The 16,173-nt window shown below is 69.6% G+C and carries 11 protein-coding genes; 8 read left to right on the top strand and 3 right to left on the bottom strand.

Translation table 11 applies throughout. The features are described from left to right. The first annotated feature begins 355 nt into the window (after positions 1 to 355). Both HED23_RS31375 and HED23_RS31370 read left to right on the top strand, forming a co-directional pair. Positions 356 to 1,756, top strand: coding sequence for an NAD(P)/FAD-dependent oxidoreductase (locus tag HED23_RS31375; RefSeq protein ID WP_203186693.1), 1,401 nt, complete (start codon positions 356 to 358; stop codon positions 1,754 to 1,756). 248 nt (positions 1,757 to 2,004) lie between these two features. Further along, a complete protein-coding gene (locus HED23_RS31370) occupies positions 2,005 to 3,297 on the top strand; it encodes an SAM-dependent methyltransferase (RefSeq protein WP_203186692.1) in 1,293 nt (430 codons plus the stop codon). A gap of 86 nt (positions 3,298 to 3,383) precedes the next feature. Here the strand turns inward: HED23_RS31370 and HED23_RS31365 are convergent, their stop codons facing one another. The 3 genes from HED23_RS31365 to HED23_RS31355 form a co-directional block, all read right to left on the bottom strand. Beyond that, positions 3,384 to 5,921: an ABC transporter permease gene (locus tag HED23_RS31365; protein ID WP_203186691.1), complete on the bottom strand. Its 2,538-nt coding sequence runs from the start codon at positions 5,919 to 5,921 to the stop codon at positions 3,384 to 3,386. Positions 5,922 to 5,978: 57 nt separating this feature from the next. After that, positions 5,979 to 6,746, bottom strand: coding sequence for an ABC transporter ATP-binding protein (locus HED23_RS31360; RefSeq protein ID WP_203186690.1), 768 nt, complete (start codon positions 6,744 to 6,746; stop codon positions 5,979 to 5,981). A gap of 171 nt (positions 6,747 to 6,917) precedes the next feature. After that, positions 6,918 to 7,937 (bottom strand): LacI family DNA-binding transcriptional regulator, encoded by a 1,020-nt coding sequence (locus tag HED23_RS31355; RefSeq protein ID WP_203186689.1) that lies wholly within the window; start codon positions 7,935 to 7,937, stop codon positions 6,918 to 6,920. Positions 7,938 to 8,163: 226 nt separating this feature from the next. Between HED23_RS31355 and HED23_RS31350 the strand changes: the two genes are divergently transcribed. The 6 genes from HED23_RS31350 (at position 8,164) to HED23_RS31325 (ending at position 16,120) form a co-directional block, all read left to right on the top strand. Then, complete coding sequence (locus tag HED23_RS31350) at positions 8,164 to 9,897, top strand: ABC transporter substrate-binding protein (RefSeq protein WP_203186688.1); 1,734 nt, start codon at positions 8,164 to 8,166, stop codon at positions 9,895 to 9,897. Positions 9,898 to 9,978: 81 nt separating this feature from the next. After that, positions 9,979 to 10,974 carry an ABC transporter permease gene (locus HED23_RS31345; protein WP_203186687.1) on the top strand — a complete coding sequence of 332 codons (996 nt, stop codon included), beginning with the start codon at positions 9,979 to 9,981 and terminating at the stop codon, positions 10,972 to 10,974. Continuing rightward, positions 10,971 to 11,876 (top strand): ABC transporter permease, encoded by a 906-nt coding sequence (locus HED23_RS31340; protein WP_203186686.1) that lies wholly within the window; start codon positions 10,971 to 10,973, stop codon positions 11,874 to 11,876. The genes HED23_RS31345 and HED23_RS31340 overlap by 4 nt, the downstream gene beginning before the upstream one ends. A 4-nt stretch (positions 11,877 to 11,880) precedes the next feature. Beyond that, on the top strand, positions 11,881 to 12,825 hold the full coding sequence (locus tag HED23_RS31335) for an ABC transporter ATP-binding protein (protein WP_203186685.1): 945 nt from the start codon (positions 11,881 to 11,883) through the stop codon (positions 12,823 to 12,825). Further along, complete coding sequence (locus HED23_RS31330) at positions 12,807 to 13,718, top strand: ATP-binding cassette domain-containing protein (RefSeq protein WP_238442184.1); 912 nt, start codon at positions 12,807 to 12,809, stop codon at positions 13,716 to 13,718. Before HED23_RS31335 ends, HED23_RS31330 begins: the two co-directional genes overlap by 19 nt. Next, a complete protein-coding gene (locus HED23_RS31325; protein WP_203186684.1) occupies positions 13,715 to 16,120 on the top strand; it encodes a glycoside hydrolase family 2 protein in 2,406 nt (801 codons plus the stop codon). The genes HED23_RS31330 and HED23_RS31325 overlap by 4 nt, the downstream gene beginning before the upstream one ends. The last annotated feature ends 53 nt before the right edge of the window (positions 16,121 to 16,173 follow it).

The raw sequence follows: 16,173 nt of genomic DNA, 5'->3' as shown, positions 1-16,173 counted from the left end.
GGGGCCTTTCGCACGGCGCCGCGAGAAACTTCGTGAACTTCTTCACAAGGAATTCGGCCCTACTGGGCGAAGTTCTGCCCTTGGAGGCCCGAGCGAGCCCTTCGCGGGCCCGTCGGGCGGTGATGCGCGGGCGTTTCAAGGGTGTGGCGTGGGTATGTCACGGGGCGGCGGTTCATCCCGCCCGAGGGCCCAAGGGCCAGCTCACAAGTGGTGAACAACGTTCGCCGGGGTGTCGTGGTTCCCCATCCGCACCATGACCTGGGTCACGTGGGCGGCGAAGTGTAGCAGAGGGTGGCGCATACCTTGTGAAGGGGCTCACGAGCATGCCCCCCGAGGGGGGTGGATACTCGATGGCATGAGCACCACGGAGCGTCCCAGGATCCTCGTTGTAGGCGGTGGGTACGTAGGCCTGTACGCAGCTCGTCGCATTCTGAAGAAGATGCGGTATGGAGAGGCGACCGTCACGGTCGTCGACCCGCGCTCGTACATGACGTACCAGCCCTTCCTCCCCGAAGCTGCTGCCGGCAGCATCTCGCCTCGGCATGTCGTCGTCCCGCTGCGACGCGTGCTGCCCAAGGCCGAGGTTCTCACCGGCCGTGTCACGACCATCGATCAGGACCGAAAGGTCGCCACGGTCGCGCCGCTCGTCGGCGAGGCCTACGAGCTGCCCTTCGACTACCTGGTCATCGCGATGGGCGCGGTCTCCCGTACCTTCCCGATCCCCGGCCTCGCCGAGCAGGGCATCGGCATGAAGGGCATCGAGGAGGCCATCGGTCTGCGCAACCACGTCCTCGAGCAGCTGGACAAGGCCGACTCGACGACCGATGAGGACGTCCGCCGCAAGGCTCTGACGTTCGTCTTCGTGGGCGGCGGCTTCGCCGGTGCGGAGACCATCGGCGAGGTCGAGGACATGGCGCGCGACGCGGCCAAGTACTACACGAGCGTGAAGCGCGAGGACATGCGCTTCATCCTGGTCGACGCCGCCGACAAGATCCTTCCCGAGGTCGGCCCGAAGCTGGGCGCGTACGGCAAGGAGCACCTGGAGAGCCGTGGCGTCGAGGTCTACCTCTCGACCTCGATGGACTCCTGCGTCGACGGCCACGTGGTCCTGAAGAACGGCCTCGAGGTCGACTCCAGCACCATCGTGTGGACGGCCGGCGTGAAGCCGAACCCGGCGCTGGCGCGCTTCGGTCTGCCGCTCGGCCCCCGTGGCCACGTGGACACCTCCGAGAAGCTCCAGGTGCAGGGCACCGACTACATCTGGGCCGCGGGCGACAACGCCCAGGTCCCGGACATGGTCGGCCGCCGCGCGGGCAACCCGAACGCCTGGTGCCCGCCGAACGCCCAGCACGCGCTGCGTCAGGCGAAGGTCCTCGGTGACAACGTCATCTCCGGCATGCGGGGCTTCCGGCAGGCGGAGTACAGCCACGCCAACAAGGGTGCGGTCGCCGGTCTCGGCCTGCACAAGGGCGTCGCGATGATCGTCATGGGCAAGGTGAAGATCAAGCTCAAGGGCCGTCTAGCCTGGTACATGCACCGTGGCTACCACGGCATGGCCATGCCGACCTGGAACCGCAAGATCCGGATCTTCGCCGACTGGACGCTGGCGATGTTCCTGAAGCGCGAGGTCGTCTCGCTCGGCGCCATGGAGACTCCGCGCGAGGAGTTCTACGAGGCCGCCAAGCCGAGCCCCGCTCCGGTCGCGGCCAAGGCCGACGACAAGAGCAAGGCCGGCGAGAAGGCCAAGGCCTCCTAGCGCCTGTACGTCACCGAAGGGGTCGTCCGCCATCCGTGGTGCGGACGGCCCCTTCGGCGTTCCCGGACGCCGATAGATGGTCGGTACAAGTATTTTGCCGTTCCGTTGCCGACGAGGGGGATGGTGCGGGGGTCGCGCGGCGTTGACGCCGGTGTACCTCGCCGCGGCCCCGAGGTGTCGCGGCCCGGTTCGGGTGCGTATATGCGAATTTAGGCACGTTCGGAAACACCACCACGGAGGTGTGCACCATGGCCGACGCCGCATCGCGGCTGACAGCTCTCGCCGAGGAGTTGCTGGGAGAGCCCCTGCCGGTCCGGATCCGGGCCTGGGACGGCAGTGAGTCAGGGCCGCCGGGTGCCCCCACCCTCGTCCTGCGCCATCGCCGCGCCCTGCGCCGGCTGCTCTGGAAGCCGGGCGAGATGGGCCTGGCACGCGCCTGGGTGGCCGGGGAGATCGATGTCGACGGCGACCTGTACACCGCCCTCGACGCCCTGGCCGGTCTGCTCTGGGAGCGTGGCGCCGACGCCAAGGACACCGTGCACCCCGTCCGTGATCCGAAGGTGCGGGCGTTCGCCCGCGGGCTCGTCGAGCTGGCCGGACCCTGGCCGCCACCGCCCCCGCCGGCCGAGGAGGTCCGCCGCCGCACCGGGCCGCTGCACACCAGACGCCGTGACAAGGAAGCCATCAGCCACCACTACGACGTGGGCAACGACTTCTACTCGATGGTCCTCGGCCCTTCCATGGTCTACTCCTGCGCCTACTGGCAGGACGGCTCCTCGCTCGAGGACGCCCAGCGCGACAAGCTCGACCTCGTCTGCCGCAAGCTCGCTCTGAAGGAGGGCGACCGCCTCCTCGACGTCGGCTGCGGCTGGGGTTCCATGGCCATCCACGCCGCCCGTGACCACGGTGCCCGTGTCACCGGCGTGACCCTCTCCACCGAACAGGCCGCCTTCGCCCGCAAGCGCATCGCCGAGGAGGGCCTCACCGACCGGATCGAGATCCGGGTGCAGGACTACCGGGACGTCCGGGACGGCCCGTACGACGCCATCTCCTCGATCGGCATGGCCGAGCACGTGGGCTCGGTCCGCTTCCGCGAGTACGCCGACGACCTGTTCGCCCTCCTCAAGCCCGGCGGCCGGCTGCTCAACCACCAGATCGCGCGCCGCCCCGAGCGGGACGAGGCGGCCTACCACGTCGACGAGTTCATCGACGCGTACGTCTTCCCCGACGGCGAACTGGCCCCGGTGGGCCGCACCGTCGCCACCCTGGAGGAGGCGGGCTTCGAGGCGAGGGACGTCGAGGCGATCCGTGAGCACTACGCGCTGACCCTGCGCCAGTGGGTGGCCAACCTGGAGAAGCACTGGAAGGAGGCCGTCCGGGCCACCTCGCCCGGGCGGGCGAGGGTGTGGCGGCTCTACATGGCCGCGTCCGCGCTCTCCTTCGAGCACAACAGGATCGGCGTCAACCAGATCCTCGCGGTGCGTCCGGAGGAAGGCGGCGCCGTGGGCATGCCGCTGCGGGCCCGTGACTGGAAGGCATGAACGGCTGATCCGGAAAGCGGCGAGGGGCGGTACCCGCACCGCGGGTACCGCCCCTCCGTGCTGCTCGGTTACTCCGTGCTGCCCCGCTACTCCGTCTTGATCGCGGTGAGCATGTTCAGCTTCGCGCCGCTGCGGGCCGGCCACAGGGAGGCCAGGACGCCCACGAGGCCGGCGAGGACCAGGAAGAGGGCGAGCCGGTCCCACGGGATGACCAGGGCGTATCCGGGGATGTCGGCGGACAGGCTCTTGCCGATGGCCCAGCCGAGGAACGTACCGAGGCACACACCGACCACCGCTCCGAAGAGCGAGATGACGACCGCCTCCAGCCGGATCATGCGCTTGACCCTGCGCCGGTCCAGACCGATCGCCCGCAGCATGCCGATCTCCTGCTGGCGTTCGAAGACCGACATGGCCAGCGTGTTGACGACCCCGAGGACTGCGATGACCAGGGCCATGGCCAGGAGCCCGTACATGATGTTCAGCGCGATGTTGATGAACCCGCCGAACATGTCCCGGATGCCCTGGCGGTCCACGACGCTCATCGCCGGGTTGTCGCCGAGCGCGTCGATCACGGCCTGCTCGTTGGCGTCGCTCTGGCCGCCGTCCATGGTCAGCCAGATCTCACGGATGTCGGAGAGGGTCTCGTGCGGGGCGACGACGTCCTCGGGGATCAGGACCGAGGAGAGGAACTCGTTGCCCTCGTAGAGCGCGCCGACCTTCAGGGTCTCCGTCTTCTCGTCCTGGAACGTCACGGGGACGCTGTCGCCGGTCTTCCAGCCTCGCGACTTCGCGGTCTTGCGGTCGACGGCGATCTCGCCGTCGTTCAGTGAGGACAGCGAACCGGAGACCGTCTTCAGGTCGAAGACCTTCTCGACGTCGCCCGGGGTGACTCCGGAGGCCGAGACGGCCTCCCCGTCCTTGTCGCCGACGTAGAACCAGACGGACCGCTGCGGGGATGCCGCCGCGACGCCGTCGGCCTTGCGCAGGGCGGTGACGGCCGCCTCGTCGAGCGGGTCCCCGCTGGCCATCGAGATCATGTAGTCGGCCCGGATGTTGTCCGTCGTCATCTTGTCGATGGCCTGGCCGAGCGTGACGCCGAGCACGGAGATGCCGGTGACCAGGGTGAGCCCGATCGCCAGGGCGGAGGCAGTGGCTCCGGTGCGGCGCGGATTACGGACCGCGTTCTGCGCCGCCAGCTTGCCGGAGACACCGAACAGCTTCCGCAGCAGCGGGCGCGCCAGGGCGATGACCGGCCGCGAGAGCAGCGGGATGAGGACGATGACACCGATCAGGGCGAGGAAGGCCCCGCCACCGATGAGCCAGCGGCCGTTCTCGTCGCCCTGGGCTGCACCGGCGACGATCGCGGCGGAGCCGAGGAGGGTGAGTACCGCGCCGATCGAGTTCCGTACGACCAGCGACTTCGTGCTGGCCACCGCGTGCACGCTGTTCATGGCGGCGACCGGCGGGATCTTGGCGGCGCGACGGGCGGGCAGCCAGGCGGCGAACACGGTGATCAGCACGCCGACGGCGAACGCGGACACGACCGCGGTGGGGGAGACGACCAGCGGACCGGCGGGGATCTTCCCGCCGAGCAGGCCCATCGCGGAGCGCAGCCCCGTCGCGAGACCCACGCCGAGCAGGAAGCCGATCACCGAGGCGATCAGGCCGACCACGCCGGCCTCCAGCAGGATGGACCGCTTGACCTGCCGACGGGAGGCGCCGACGGCGCGCATCAGGGCGAGTTCCTTGGTGCGCTGGGCGATGAGCATGGTGAACGTGTTGGCGATCAGGAACACACCGACGAAGAGCGCGATGGCCGCGAAGGCCAGCAGCATCGCGTTGAGGCTCTTGAGACCGGACTCGGTCATCTCGGCCTCCTCGTCCGCGAGGACCGCGCCCGTCTTGGCCTCGGCGTTCTCGGGGAGCAGAGGCTTCACGGCGTCCAGCAGCTGCTGGTCGGACGCCCCGGCCGCGGCGGTCACGGTGACGTCGCTGAACTCGCCGGGCCGCAGGTACAGCCTCTGGGCGACCTCGGTGTCGAAGAGGACCAGGCTGCCGCCGGCGTTCACGGCGCCGTCCTCGGTGGTGAAGACACCGGAGAGGGTGTACTCCTTCACCGGCCCGTTGGTGGCGACCCGGACCTTCTCGCCGACCTTGTAGTCGCCCTTGTCCGCGCTGGTCCTGTCGAGGGCGATCTGCCCGGCCTCGACAGGTCCCGTGCCCTGGGCGAACGTGTACTGCGCGTCCTTGCCGTCGGTGCCGGGGGAGAAGTTGGAGCCGGTGTTGGACCAGCCGTCGCCGATGAGCTTGCCGCCGGTGTCGGCGACGCCGGCGAATCCGGAGACGCGTCCGGTCGCCTCGGCCACCCCGTCGAGGTCCTGGATCTTCTCGAGCGTGGCCTCGTCGACGGCCGGGGTCTCCTCGTCACCGCGCTCGGCCCAGGTCTTGACGGCGACGGCGACGTCGTCGTAGCTCTTGGCGGACTGATTGCGGAAGGCGTTGCCGAGGGTGTCGGTGAAGACCAGGGTGCCGGAGACGAAGGCGACGCCGAGCATCACGGCGAGCACGGTCATCAGCAGCCTGGCCTTGTGCGCGAGGACATTGCGCAAGGCGGTACGGAACATGTCGTCAATTCCTGGGGGAGTGCGGGATGCGGAGGGGAGGAGCGGACAGCCGTCTCGTCAGCTGGTGCGGCCCTTCGCGTCGAACGCCTTCATCCGGTCGAGGACCCCGTCGGCGGTGGGGCTGATCATCTGGTCGACGACCGCCCCGTCGGCCAGGAAGATCACCCGGTCCGCGTAGGAGGCGGCCACCGGGTCGTGGGTCACCATCACCACGGTCTGGCCGAGCTCGCGCACCGAGTTGCGCAGGAAGCCGAGGACCTCGGCGCCGGAACGCGAGTCGAGGTTCCCGGTCGGCTCGTCACCGAAGATGATCTCCGGCTGCGAGGCCAGGGCGCGGGCCACCGCGACGCGCTGCTGCTGGCCGCCGGAGAGCTCCGTGGGACGGTGCTTCAGCCGTTCGGAGAGGCCCACCATGTCGATGACCCTCTGGAGCCAGGCGGCATCGGGCTTACGGCCGGCGATGTCCATCGGCAGGGTGATGTTCTCCAGAGCGGTCAGCGTCGGCAGCAGGTTGAAGGCCTGGAAGATGAAGCCGATCTTGTCCCGGCGCAGCTGCGTGAGCTGCTTGTCCTTCAGCGTCCCCAGCTCGGTCTCCCCGATGCGCACGGAACCGCTGCTGAAGCTGTCCAGACCGGCCACGCAGTGCATCAGCGTGGACTTGCCGGAGCCGGACGGGCCCATGATCGCGGTGAATTCCCCCTGCGGGAAGTCCACGGTCACCCGGTCGAGCGCGACGACCTGGGTCTCACCCTGGCCGTAGACCTTCGACAGCTCCGTGGCGCGGGCGGCGACCGCGGTGGTGCGGTGAACGGTGGTGGTGGTCACAGGGGTACTCCAGATTCGGACGACAGGTTCGCGGGGACCCCTCCATCGTCTCCGGCGTACCGTGCCAGGTCGTCAGTCCTCGTGCCCGTTCCCGTGGCCCTCTTGAGTCGCACCCGCCGGGCGGCCGTGTAGTCCTGAGGTAGGAGACCGGCCCGGAGTTCCGACGAGCGCTCAGCGGGGTGGGGCGGTGGACCCGCGGGGCACCAGCCGGGCCGTCGCGTCCTCGAATCCGGGGGCCGATCCGTCGGCCACCATCGCCAGCAGGGTGCGGGCCGCATGAGTACCGTACGCGGGGATGTCCCTGCTCAGCGCGGTCAGCGGAGGACGCACGACACGGGAGAGCTGGGAGTCGTCCCAGGCGACGAGCGAGAGGTCGGCCGGCACGTCCAGCCCCATCTCCTGGGCGACGGACAGTCCCGCCACGGCCATGATGTCGTTGTCGTAGATGACGGCGGTGGGCCGTGCGGCCGAGCTGATCAGCCGTCTGGTGGCGTGCGCGCCCTCCTCGCCGGAGTAGTCGGTGTGCACCACCACCGGCTCGTCGAGCCCGAGTCCGGCGCTGATCTCGCGCTGGGCACGGTCGCGCAGCTGTGTGTGGATCAGCTCGGGCAGCCCGGCGACCCGGGCGACGGACCGGTGGCCGAGCGCGGCCAGATACGTCAGGGTGTCCCGCAGCGCCGCCGAGTCGTCCGACCACACCGGGGTGAGCGACCCGGCGGCCGAGGGGTGGCCGATCACGACGGCGGGCATGCCCAGCTCGGCGATGCCCTCGATGCGAGGGTCCGGCGAGCGCACGTCGGCGAGGAACACCCCGTCCACCCGGCCCTCGCCCCACCAGCGGCGGTACATCTCCAGCTCCTGCGCCGGGTCGGTGACGACCTGGAGGAGCAGGGCGCAGCCGCGGGCGGACAGCTCGGTCTCGATGCCGCTGATCAGCTCCATGAAGAACGGCTCGACGCCGAGCATCCTCGCGGGCCGCGACAGTGCGAGCCCCACGGTGTCGGCGCGGGCGTGGGTGAGGGCCCGGGCCGCGCTGTTGGGGCGCCAGCCGATCTCCTGGGCGATTGCCTTGATGGAGGCCCGGGTCGCGGGTGAGACGCCGGGGCGGTCGTTCAGGGCGTAGGACACCGCGACCTTCGATACCCCCGCGCGGCGCGCGATGTCGGCGATCGTGGGGCGGTGCTTGGACATGAGGACCTCGCTTAACCGGTTCGTGTTCAAGGGGCATCCTAGCCGCAGGCCCCTGACCTCTGTCTTCCCCGGAGCGGTCCAGACCTCTTCGGAAGTCCCTGGAAAAACTGGAATGGGAGCGCTCCCTCTCTATTGACACCGCTTCGCCGCACCCATACCTTCACGGGCACTTACCCGGTTCAGTAACTCCGCTCGGCAGGGACGGCGCGGGGGAAAAGGAGGGGCTATGGGTTCGCGTACCCGGCTGCGGGTCACCACCGCACTCGCCGTGTTCACACTCGCCGCGACCGCATGCACGGGAGGTGGCTCGGGGGCGGGAGGCACCGGCGGACCGGTCGGCAAGGGCGGCTCGCTGCCGCGTGGCGAGACGCTCTACACGACCGGCACCCAGTGGGGGCCTCCGGCCAACTACAACCCGCTCCGCAACTGGGACCACGCGACCGGCACCAAGGGGCTCGTCTACGAGACCCTTTTCCACTTCGACCCCGACAAGGGCGAACTGACGCCCTGGCTCGCGGAGTCGGGCGGCTGGACCGACGACAAGACGTACGAGCTGAAGCTGCGCCAGGGGATCACCTGGGCCGACGGCAAGCCGCTGACCGCCAAGGACGTGGCGTACTCCTACGGCATCGGCAAGATCGAGGCGTCCGCCTTCCACTCGCTGTGGAGCTGGCTCTCCGACGCGAAGGCGGTGGACGACTCGACGGTCCGCTTCACCTTCAAGGAGGCCCGCTACCAGGAGTGGGACTACACCCTCTACGGCCAGCCGATCGTCCCCGAGCACGTCTGGGGTCCGCGCACCGACGAGGACATCCTCAACGGTGTCAACGACAAGCCGGTCGGCACCGGGGCGTACAAGCTGAAGAGCAAGTCCCAGGACCGGGTCGTGTGGGAGCGGCGCGACGACTGGTGGGGCACCAAGGCGCTCAGCATGACGCCTGCTCCCCGCTACATCGTCGACGTCTCCAACCCGAGCAACGAAGTGGTGATCGGCCAGCTGGGTCAGGGTCAGCTGGACCTCAGCAACAACTTCCTGCCCGGAGCGTCCTCGTTGATCAAGAGCAAGAAGGTCGTGTCGTACTACGACGAGGCCCCCTACATGCTCTCGGCCAACACCGCCTGGCTGGTGCCCAACACCACCAAGAAGCCGATGGACGACGCGGCCTTCCGCCGTGCGCTCGCCGCGTCCGTCGACACCGGGAAGATCGTAAAGGGCGTGTACGGCGACCTGGTCAAGCCGGCGTCCCCGACCGGTCTGCTGCCGCAGTGGGAGCAGTTCGAGGACAAGGCCCTCATCGAGGAGAAGGGCTTCACGCACGACGCCGCCGCGGCGAAGAAGGAGCTCGCGGACGCCGGCTACAAGGACGAGGACGGCGACGGCTTCGTCGAGAACAAGGACGGCTCCGCGCTCAGCCTGAAGCTGGCCGTGCCCTCGGGCTGGACCGACTGGATGGAGGCGGCCAAGGTCATCGCCGCCGGGGCCAAGGACGCGGGCATCAGGATCAGCACCGAGTTCCCGGACCAGAACGCGCTGAACGAGCAGCGCGGCAAGGGCGACTTCGACCTCGTCATCAACAACGAGCGCCAGCTGTCCAACACCCCCTGGACGTACTACGACTACATCTTCCAGCTGCCGGTCCAGAAGCAGCAGAACACGGTCAACTTCGGGCGCTACGAGAACGAGGAGGCCTGGAAGCTGGTGCAGGCGCTCGGCGGCGTGAAGACCGACGACACGGCGGGCATGAAGGCCGCCGTTTCGAAGATCCAGGACATCCAGCTGACCGAGATGCCCATCATCCCGCTCTGGTACAACGGCCTGTGGTCGCAGTCCACCACGGGGACCTGGAAGAACTGGCCGTCGGACGCCGCCGGAGCACCGAAGACCGCACCGGCCCTGTGGCGCAACTGGCTGGAGATGGGCGGCTTCGAGACGCTCACGCAGCTGAAGCCCGCCAAGTGACGTCGCCGACTCCATGACCGCCCCGCCGCGCGCACCACCTGACCCGTGCGCGCGGCGGGGCTCTCCACCAGGGGAGCACCCTTGCGCCGCTATTTCGCCCGCAAACTTCTCATCTACGGACTGACCTTCGTCGTCGCCGTCACCGTCAACTGGATGATCCCGCGCTTCATGCCCGGCGATCCGGTCTCCGCCATGGTCGCCCGTGCCCGGGTCTCGCAGCCGGAGGCGGCCGAGGCGATGCGCACCTACTACAACAACCTGTTCGGCTTCGACGAACCCCTGTGGCAGCAGTACCTCCACTTCTGGGGCGCGCTGCTCCAGGGCGACTTCGGGATCTCCATCTTCGTCTTCCCCACGCCCGTCGGTGACGTCCTGCTCGACGCGCTGCCGTACACGCTCGGCCTGATGATCCCGGCCGTCCTGCTCAGCTGGTTCGTGGGCAACTGGATCGGCGCGCTGTCCGCCCGCCGCAAGGTCCTCGACAACACGGTGCTTCCGGCCGGCTACGTGCTGACCGCCATGCCGTACATGTGGATCGCCGTCATCCTGGCCTGGGCGCTCGGCGCCAAGGCCGGCTGGTTCCCCATATCGGGGGGCTACAGCCTGGACATCCAGCCCGGCCTGAGCGCCGACTTCGCGCTGGACGCGCTGCACCACTGGGTGCTGCCGTTCCTCTCGCTGTTCCTCGTCGCGCTCGGCGGCTGGGCCATCGGCATGCGCAACATGATCATCTACGAGCTGGAGTCCGACTACTCCTCCTACCTCTCCGCGCTCGGCGCACCCCAGCGGCTCATCCGCCGCTACGCGTTCCGCAACGCGGTCCTGCCCCAGATCACCGGTCTGGCCCTCCAGCTCGGGGTGCTGGTCGCCGGAGCGCTCGTCACCGAGATCGTCTTCGCCTATCCGGGGCTCGGCTCACTGATCCTGGCCGCGATCCAGAACCAGGACTTCTTCCTGCTTCAGGGCGCGTTCCTGTTCATCGTCATCGGCGTACTGATCGCCAACTTCCTCATCGACATCGTGTACGTCGTCGTCGACCCCCGCACCCGTACGGGCATGGCAGGAGGCACGTCATGAGCACACTGCCCGACCCGGCGCCCGAGGCCCCCTCCGCCGACGCGCCCGTCGCCAAGCCCGGCCGCGAGTCGCTGCACTACGCGGTGCGCAACCCCAAGCTGATCATCGGTGTGACCCTGGTCGCGATCCTGCTGGCGGTCGGCGTCATCGGCCCGATGCTCCTCGACAACGGCAACCCCAACGAATACGTCGGCCCGCAGGCGTCCGCGCCGGACGGCACCTACTGGATGGGCACCACGACCTTCGGCCAGGACGTGTACGCGCAGTTCGTGCACGGGCTGCGCGCCACCTTCCTGGTGGGCGTCGTCGGCGGAGCCATCGCCGCCGTCATCGCCATGGTCGTCGGCTTCCTCGCCGGCTACCGGGGCGGAGTCACCGACGAGATCCTCAACATGCTCACCAACGTCGTCCTGGTGATCCCCGCACTCGCCGTCCTGCTGATCATCAACGCCTACATGGGAGTGCGCAGCGTCGCCGTGCAGGGCCTGTTCATCGGCCTCACCTCCTGGCCCTGGGCGGCGCGGGCGATCCGTGCGCAGACCTTCTCTCTGCGCACCCGGGAGTTCGTGGACCTGGCCCGGCTCAGCGGGAGCGGCACCTGGCGGATCGTCTTCCGCGAGATCGCGCCCAACATGAGCTCGTACCTCTTCATGACGTTCATCCTGCTCTTCGGCGGGTCCATCCTGATCGCCTCCTCCCTGGACTTCATCGGGCTCGGCCCGACCGAGGGCGTCTCGCTCGGCCTGATGCTCCAGAGCGCCCAGCAGTGGAGCGCGCTACAGCTCGGCATGTGGTGGTGGTTCGTTCCCCCGGGCGCCGGGATCACCGCGATCGTCGGCGCGCTCTACGTCGCCAACGTGGGCCTCGACGAGGTCTTCAACCCGAAGCTGAGGGAGTCCTGAGCACATGACCCTGACCGTCAACGATCTGCGGGTCCACTACCGCACGCTGCGTGGCGAGGTCCGGGCCCTGGACGGCGTCGGCTTCGACCTGGCGGACGGCGAGATCCTGGGCCTGGCGGGCGAGTCCGGCTGCGGCAAGACCACCCTGGGCAAGTCGCTCATCCGGCTCGACGGCCGGATGCGGCACGTCGGCGGCACCGTGACGCTGGACGGCGACGAACTGCCGCTCTCCGACGACCGGGCGATGAACGCCTACCGCTTCCACAAGATCTCGCTCGTCCCCCAGTACTCGATGAGCGCGCTCAACCCGACCCGCCGTGTCGGCCGCATGATCCGTGAGCTCCTCGCCTCGCGAGGCGTCACCGTCGACACGGACGAACTGCACCGCCGGCTCGCGCTGGTCGGCCTGGAGCCCGGAGTCCTGGACCGCTACCCGATCGAGCTGTCCGGAGGCATGAAGCAGCGCACCGTCATGGTGATCTCCACGCTGCTCGACCCGTCCGTCCTCATCGCCGACGAGGTCACATCGGCCCTGGACGTCTCCAACCAGCAGGCCGTCGTGGGCGCCCTCACGGGGCTCCGCGACAAGGGGCTGGTCACCAGCATGATCTTCGTGACCCACGACCTCGGGCTCACCTCGCACATCGCCGACTCGATCATGGTGATGTACGCCGGCAAGCTCGCCGAGAAGGCCCCCACGAAGGTCCTGACGACCGAGCCCCGCCACCCGTACACCAAGATGCTGATCGGCTCGCTGCCCCAGGTGGGCGCCCGCTACAAGGACAAGCCGCTCAGCGGCATCGAGGGCTCCCCGCCCTCCCTGCTGAACCCGCCGGCCGGCTGCCGCTTCCGCGACCGCTGTCCCCTCGCCGACGCCCGGTGCGCCGAGGAGCCGCCGGTCGTCGAGATAGCCCCCCGCCACTCCGTCGCATGCTGGAAGGCGGCCTGATGCTGACCCTCGACCGTGTCACCAAGACCTTCCGGGCCGGCGCCTTCGGCGGTGGCTCCGTCACCGCGGTGGACCGGGTGTCCTTCGAGGCCGCGCCGGGAGAGCTGGTCTCGCTCATCGGCGAGAGCGGCAGCGGGAAGTCCACCATCGGCCGCATGGTCCTGGGGCTCACCCGGGTCAGCGCGGGCAGTCTCACCCTGGACGGCGAACAGGTCCGGCCGGGCAAGGACTTCTACCGCCGGGTCCAGGGCGTCTTCCAGGACCCCTTCAGCTGCTACAACCCCGTCTTCAAGGCCGACCGCGTCTTCGCCCTTGTCCGTCGTGCCTACCACCCGGGCCTCTCCGACAAGGAGTGGGACGAGCGCGTGGAGAAGGCGGTACGTGACGTACGCCTGGACCCCGGACAGGTGCTCGGCCGCTACCCGCACCAGCTCAGCGGTGGTCAGCTCCAGCGCCTGCTCATCGCCCGCGCCCTCCTCCTCGACCTGCGTTTCCTGGTCGCCGACGAGATCACCAGCATGCTCGACGCCTCCACGCGCATCGATGTGCTCAACCTCCTCGCCGGCCTCAAGGAACGCGGTCTCGGCGTCCTCTACATCACCCACGACCTCTCGCTGGGCACCTATCTCGCCGAGAAGACGGTGGTGCTGAGGAACGGGCGGGTCGTCGAACGGGGCGACACGCAGAAGGTGTTCGGCAACCCCCTCCACCCCTACACCCGCACGCTCCTGGCCGCGGTGCCCCGGCTGAACCAGCCCTGGACGTCCGCCGAACCCGTGGAGGCCTGTGCCTACCACGAGGGGGGCGCGCGGGACACCGACCTCCACGAGACCGCGCCCGACCACTTCGTCGCCTGCGCCGGACTCCCCGACTGCGGAAGGACCTCCGCGTGACCCCTCGCCACCTGCCCCTGCACGACGGCTGGACGCTCCGGGCCGAGAGCGCCGTACCGGTGGGGCTCCCCGCAGGCGGCGTCCCGGCGGCCGTCCCCGGCTGCGTCCACACGGACCTGCTGGCCGCCGGGCTCATCGACGACCCCTACCTGGACGACAACGAGAAGCGGCTCGGCTGGATCGGCCGCACCGACTGGACGTACGGCACCACCTTCGAGTGGCAGGCCGACGGGCACGATTTCACCGACCTCTGCTTCGACGGCCTCGACACCGTCGCCACGGTCCTGCTCAACGGCACGGAGATCGGCTCCACCGCCAACCAGCACCGCAGCTACCGCTTTCCCGTCCGGCCGCTGCTCCGCGAGGGCCCCAACACCCTCGTCGTGCGCTTCACCGCCCCGTACACCTATGCCGAGGCGCTGCGCGACAAGCTCGGCGACAGGCCGGGCGCGTACACCGAGCCGTACCCCTTCATCCGCAAGATGGCCTGCAACTTCGGCTGGGACTGGGGCCCGACCCTGGTCACCTCGGGTATCTGGCGGCCGGTCGGGCTGGAGTCCTGGACCGGCCCGCGCATCGCCGAGGCCAAGGTCATCGGCGACCTCGACGGGGACGGGGTGCCGCGCCTGGCCCTCACCCTCGCCGTCGAGCGCGCCGGGGACGGCCCCCTGGAGGCGTCGGTGGAGGTGGCCGGCGAACGGGCTGTGTTCACCGTCCCGGCCGGGGAGGACCGCGCCGCCGTCACCCTCTCCGTCCCCGGGGCCGCCCGCTGGTGGCCGCACAGCCACGGCGAGCAGCCGCTGTACGACGTGACGGTGCGCCTCGGCGACAAGGCGTGGAGCGGCAGGACGGGCTTCCGGGGTGTCGGCCTGGAGCGCGAGGCGTTCCGTATCTCCGTCAACGACGAGCCCCTCTTCGTGCGAGGGGTGAACTGGATCCCCGACGACTGCTTCCCGGCGCGGGTCACCCGGCAGCGGATCTCCGACCGCTTCGACCAGGCGATCGCCGCAGGGGTCAACCTGATCCGGGTGTGGGGCGGAGGCCTCTACGAGAGCGACGACTTCTACGAACTGGCCGACGAGAAGGGGCTGCTGGTCTGGCAGGACTTCCCGTTCGCCTGCGCGGCCTACCCGGAGGAGCAGCCGCTGTACGACGAGGTGGCCGCGGAGGTCCGCGAGAACCTCGTCCGGCTCGCCCCGCACCCCTCGCTGGTGCTGTGGTGCGGCAACAACGAGAACCTGGAGGGCCACGCCGACTGGGGCTGGCAGGAGAAGCTGGAGGGCCGCAGCTGGGGCCACGGCTACTACCACGAGCTGTTGCCCGCCCTGTGTGCCGAGACCGACCCCTCCCGCCCCTACTGGCCGGGTTCGCCGTACTCGGGCTCCCCGGATCTGCCTCCCAACGACCCCGCCCGGGGCACGGTCCACCTGTGGGAGGTGTGGAACCGGGTCGACTACAGCCACTACGCCGACACCGCGCACCGCTTCGTCGCCGAATTCGGCTTCCAGGGCCCGCCCGCGTACGCCACCCTGCGCCGCGCGGTCAGCGGACCGCTGGGCCTGGGCGCCCCGCTGATCTCCCACCACCAGAAGGCGGAGGACGGTGACGCGAAGCTGCTGCGCGGCCTCGGGGACCACCTTCCGCAGCCCGCGTCCTTCGACGACTGGCACTGGCTCACCCAGTTGAACCAGGCCCGCGCGGTCGCCTTCGGCATCCGCCACTTCCGCTCGCACAGTCCGTACTGCATGGGCTCGATCGTGTGGCAGCTCAACGACTGCTGGCCGGTCGTCTCCTGGGCGGCCGTGGACGGGGACGGCCGCCGCAAGCCGCTCTGGTACGCCCTGCGCTCGGTGTACGCGGACCGGCTGATGGCCGTACGGGACGGAGCGCTGCACCTGGTCAACGACTCCCCGCGCCTGTGGGAGGGCACGCTGCGGCTGACCCGGCGCTCCCTGGAAGGTGCCGTCCTGGCCGAGGAGACGGTCGTGGTGGGCACGGCGGCCCGCGGAGTCACCCGGGTGCCCTTGCCGGCCTCGGTCGCCGAGCCGGGCGACAGCGCCCGGGAGGTACTGGTGGCGGAGCTGGGTGAGCTGCGGGCGGTGGAGTTCTACGAGGAGGACACCCGTCTCGCGCTGCCGCCGGCGCGCTATGAGGCCACCGTCACCCAGGGTGACGGTTCCGGCATCGGGTACCGCGTCACGGTGACCGCACGGACGCTGCTGCGTGATCTCGCGCTCTTCCCCGACCGGCTGGATCCGGCGGCCGAGGTGGACGACATGCTCGTCACCCTGCTGCCCGGCGAGAGCGCCGTGTTCCATGTCACGGGTGCCGTGCTGAAGGATCCGGAGGCGCTGGCGTCGCGGCCCGTGCTGCGGTGTGTCAACGACGCCGTCGACGGGTGAGGTGGCGAGCCCTGGCGAACGGTGGCGCACCCCATGGCGAATGGGCCGTACGG

This window comes from Streptomyces pratensis (genome assembly GCF_016804005.1).
GTDB lineage: Bacteria > Actinomycetota > Actinomycetes > Streptomycetales > Streptomycetaceae > Streptomyces > Streptomyces pratensis_A.
The sequence above is the reverse complement of the archived record's forward strand: the minus strand, read 5'-3'. Positions and strand labels throughout refer to the sequence as shown.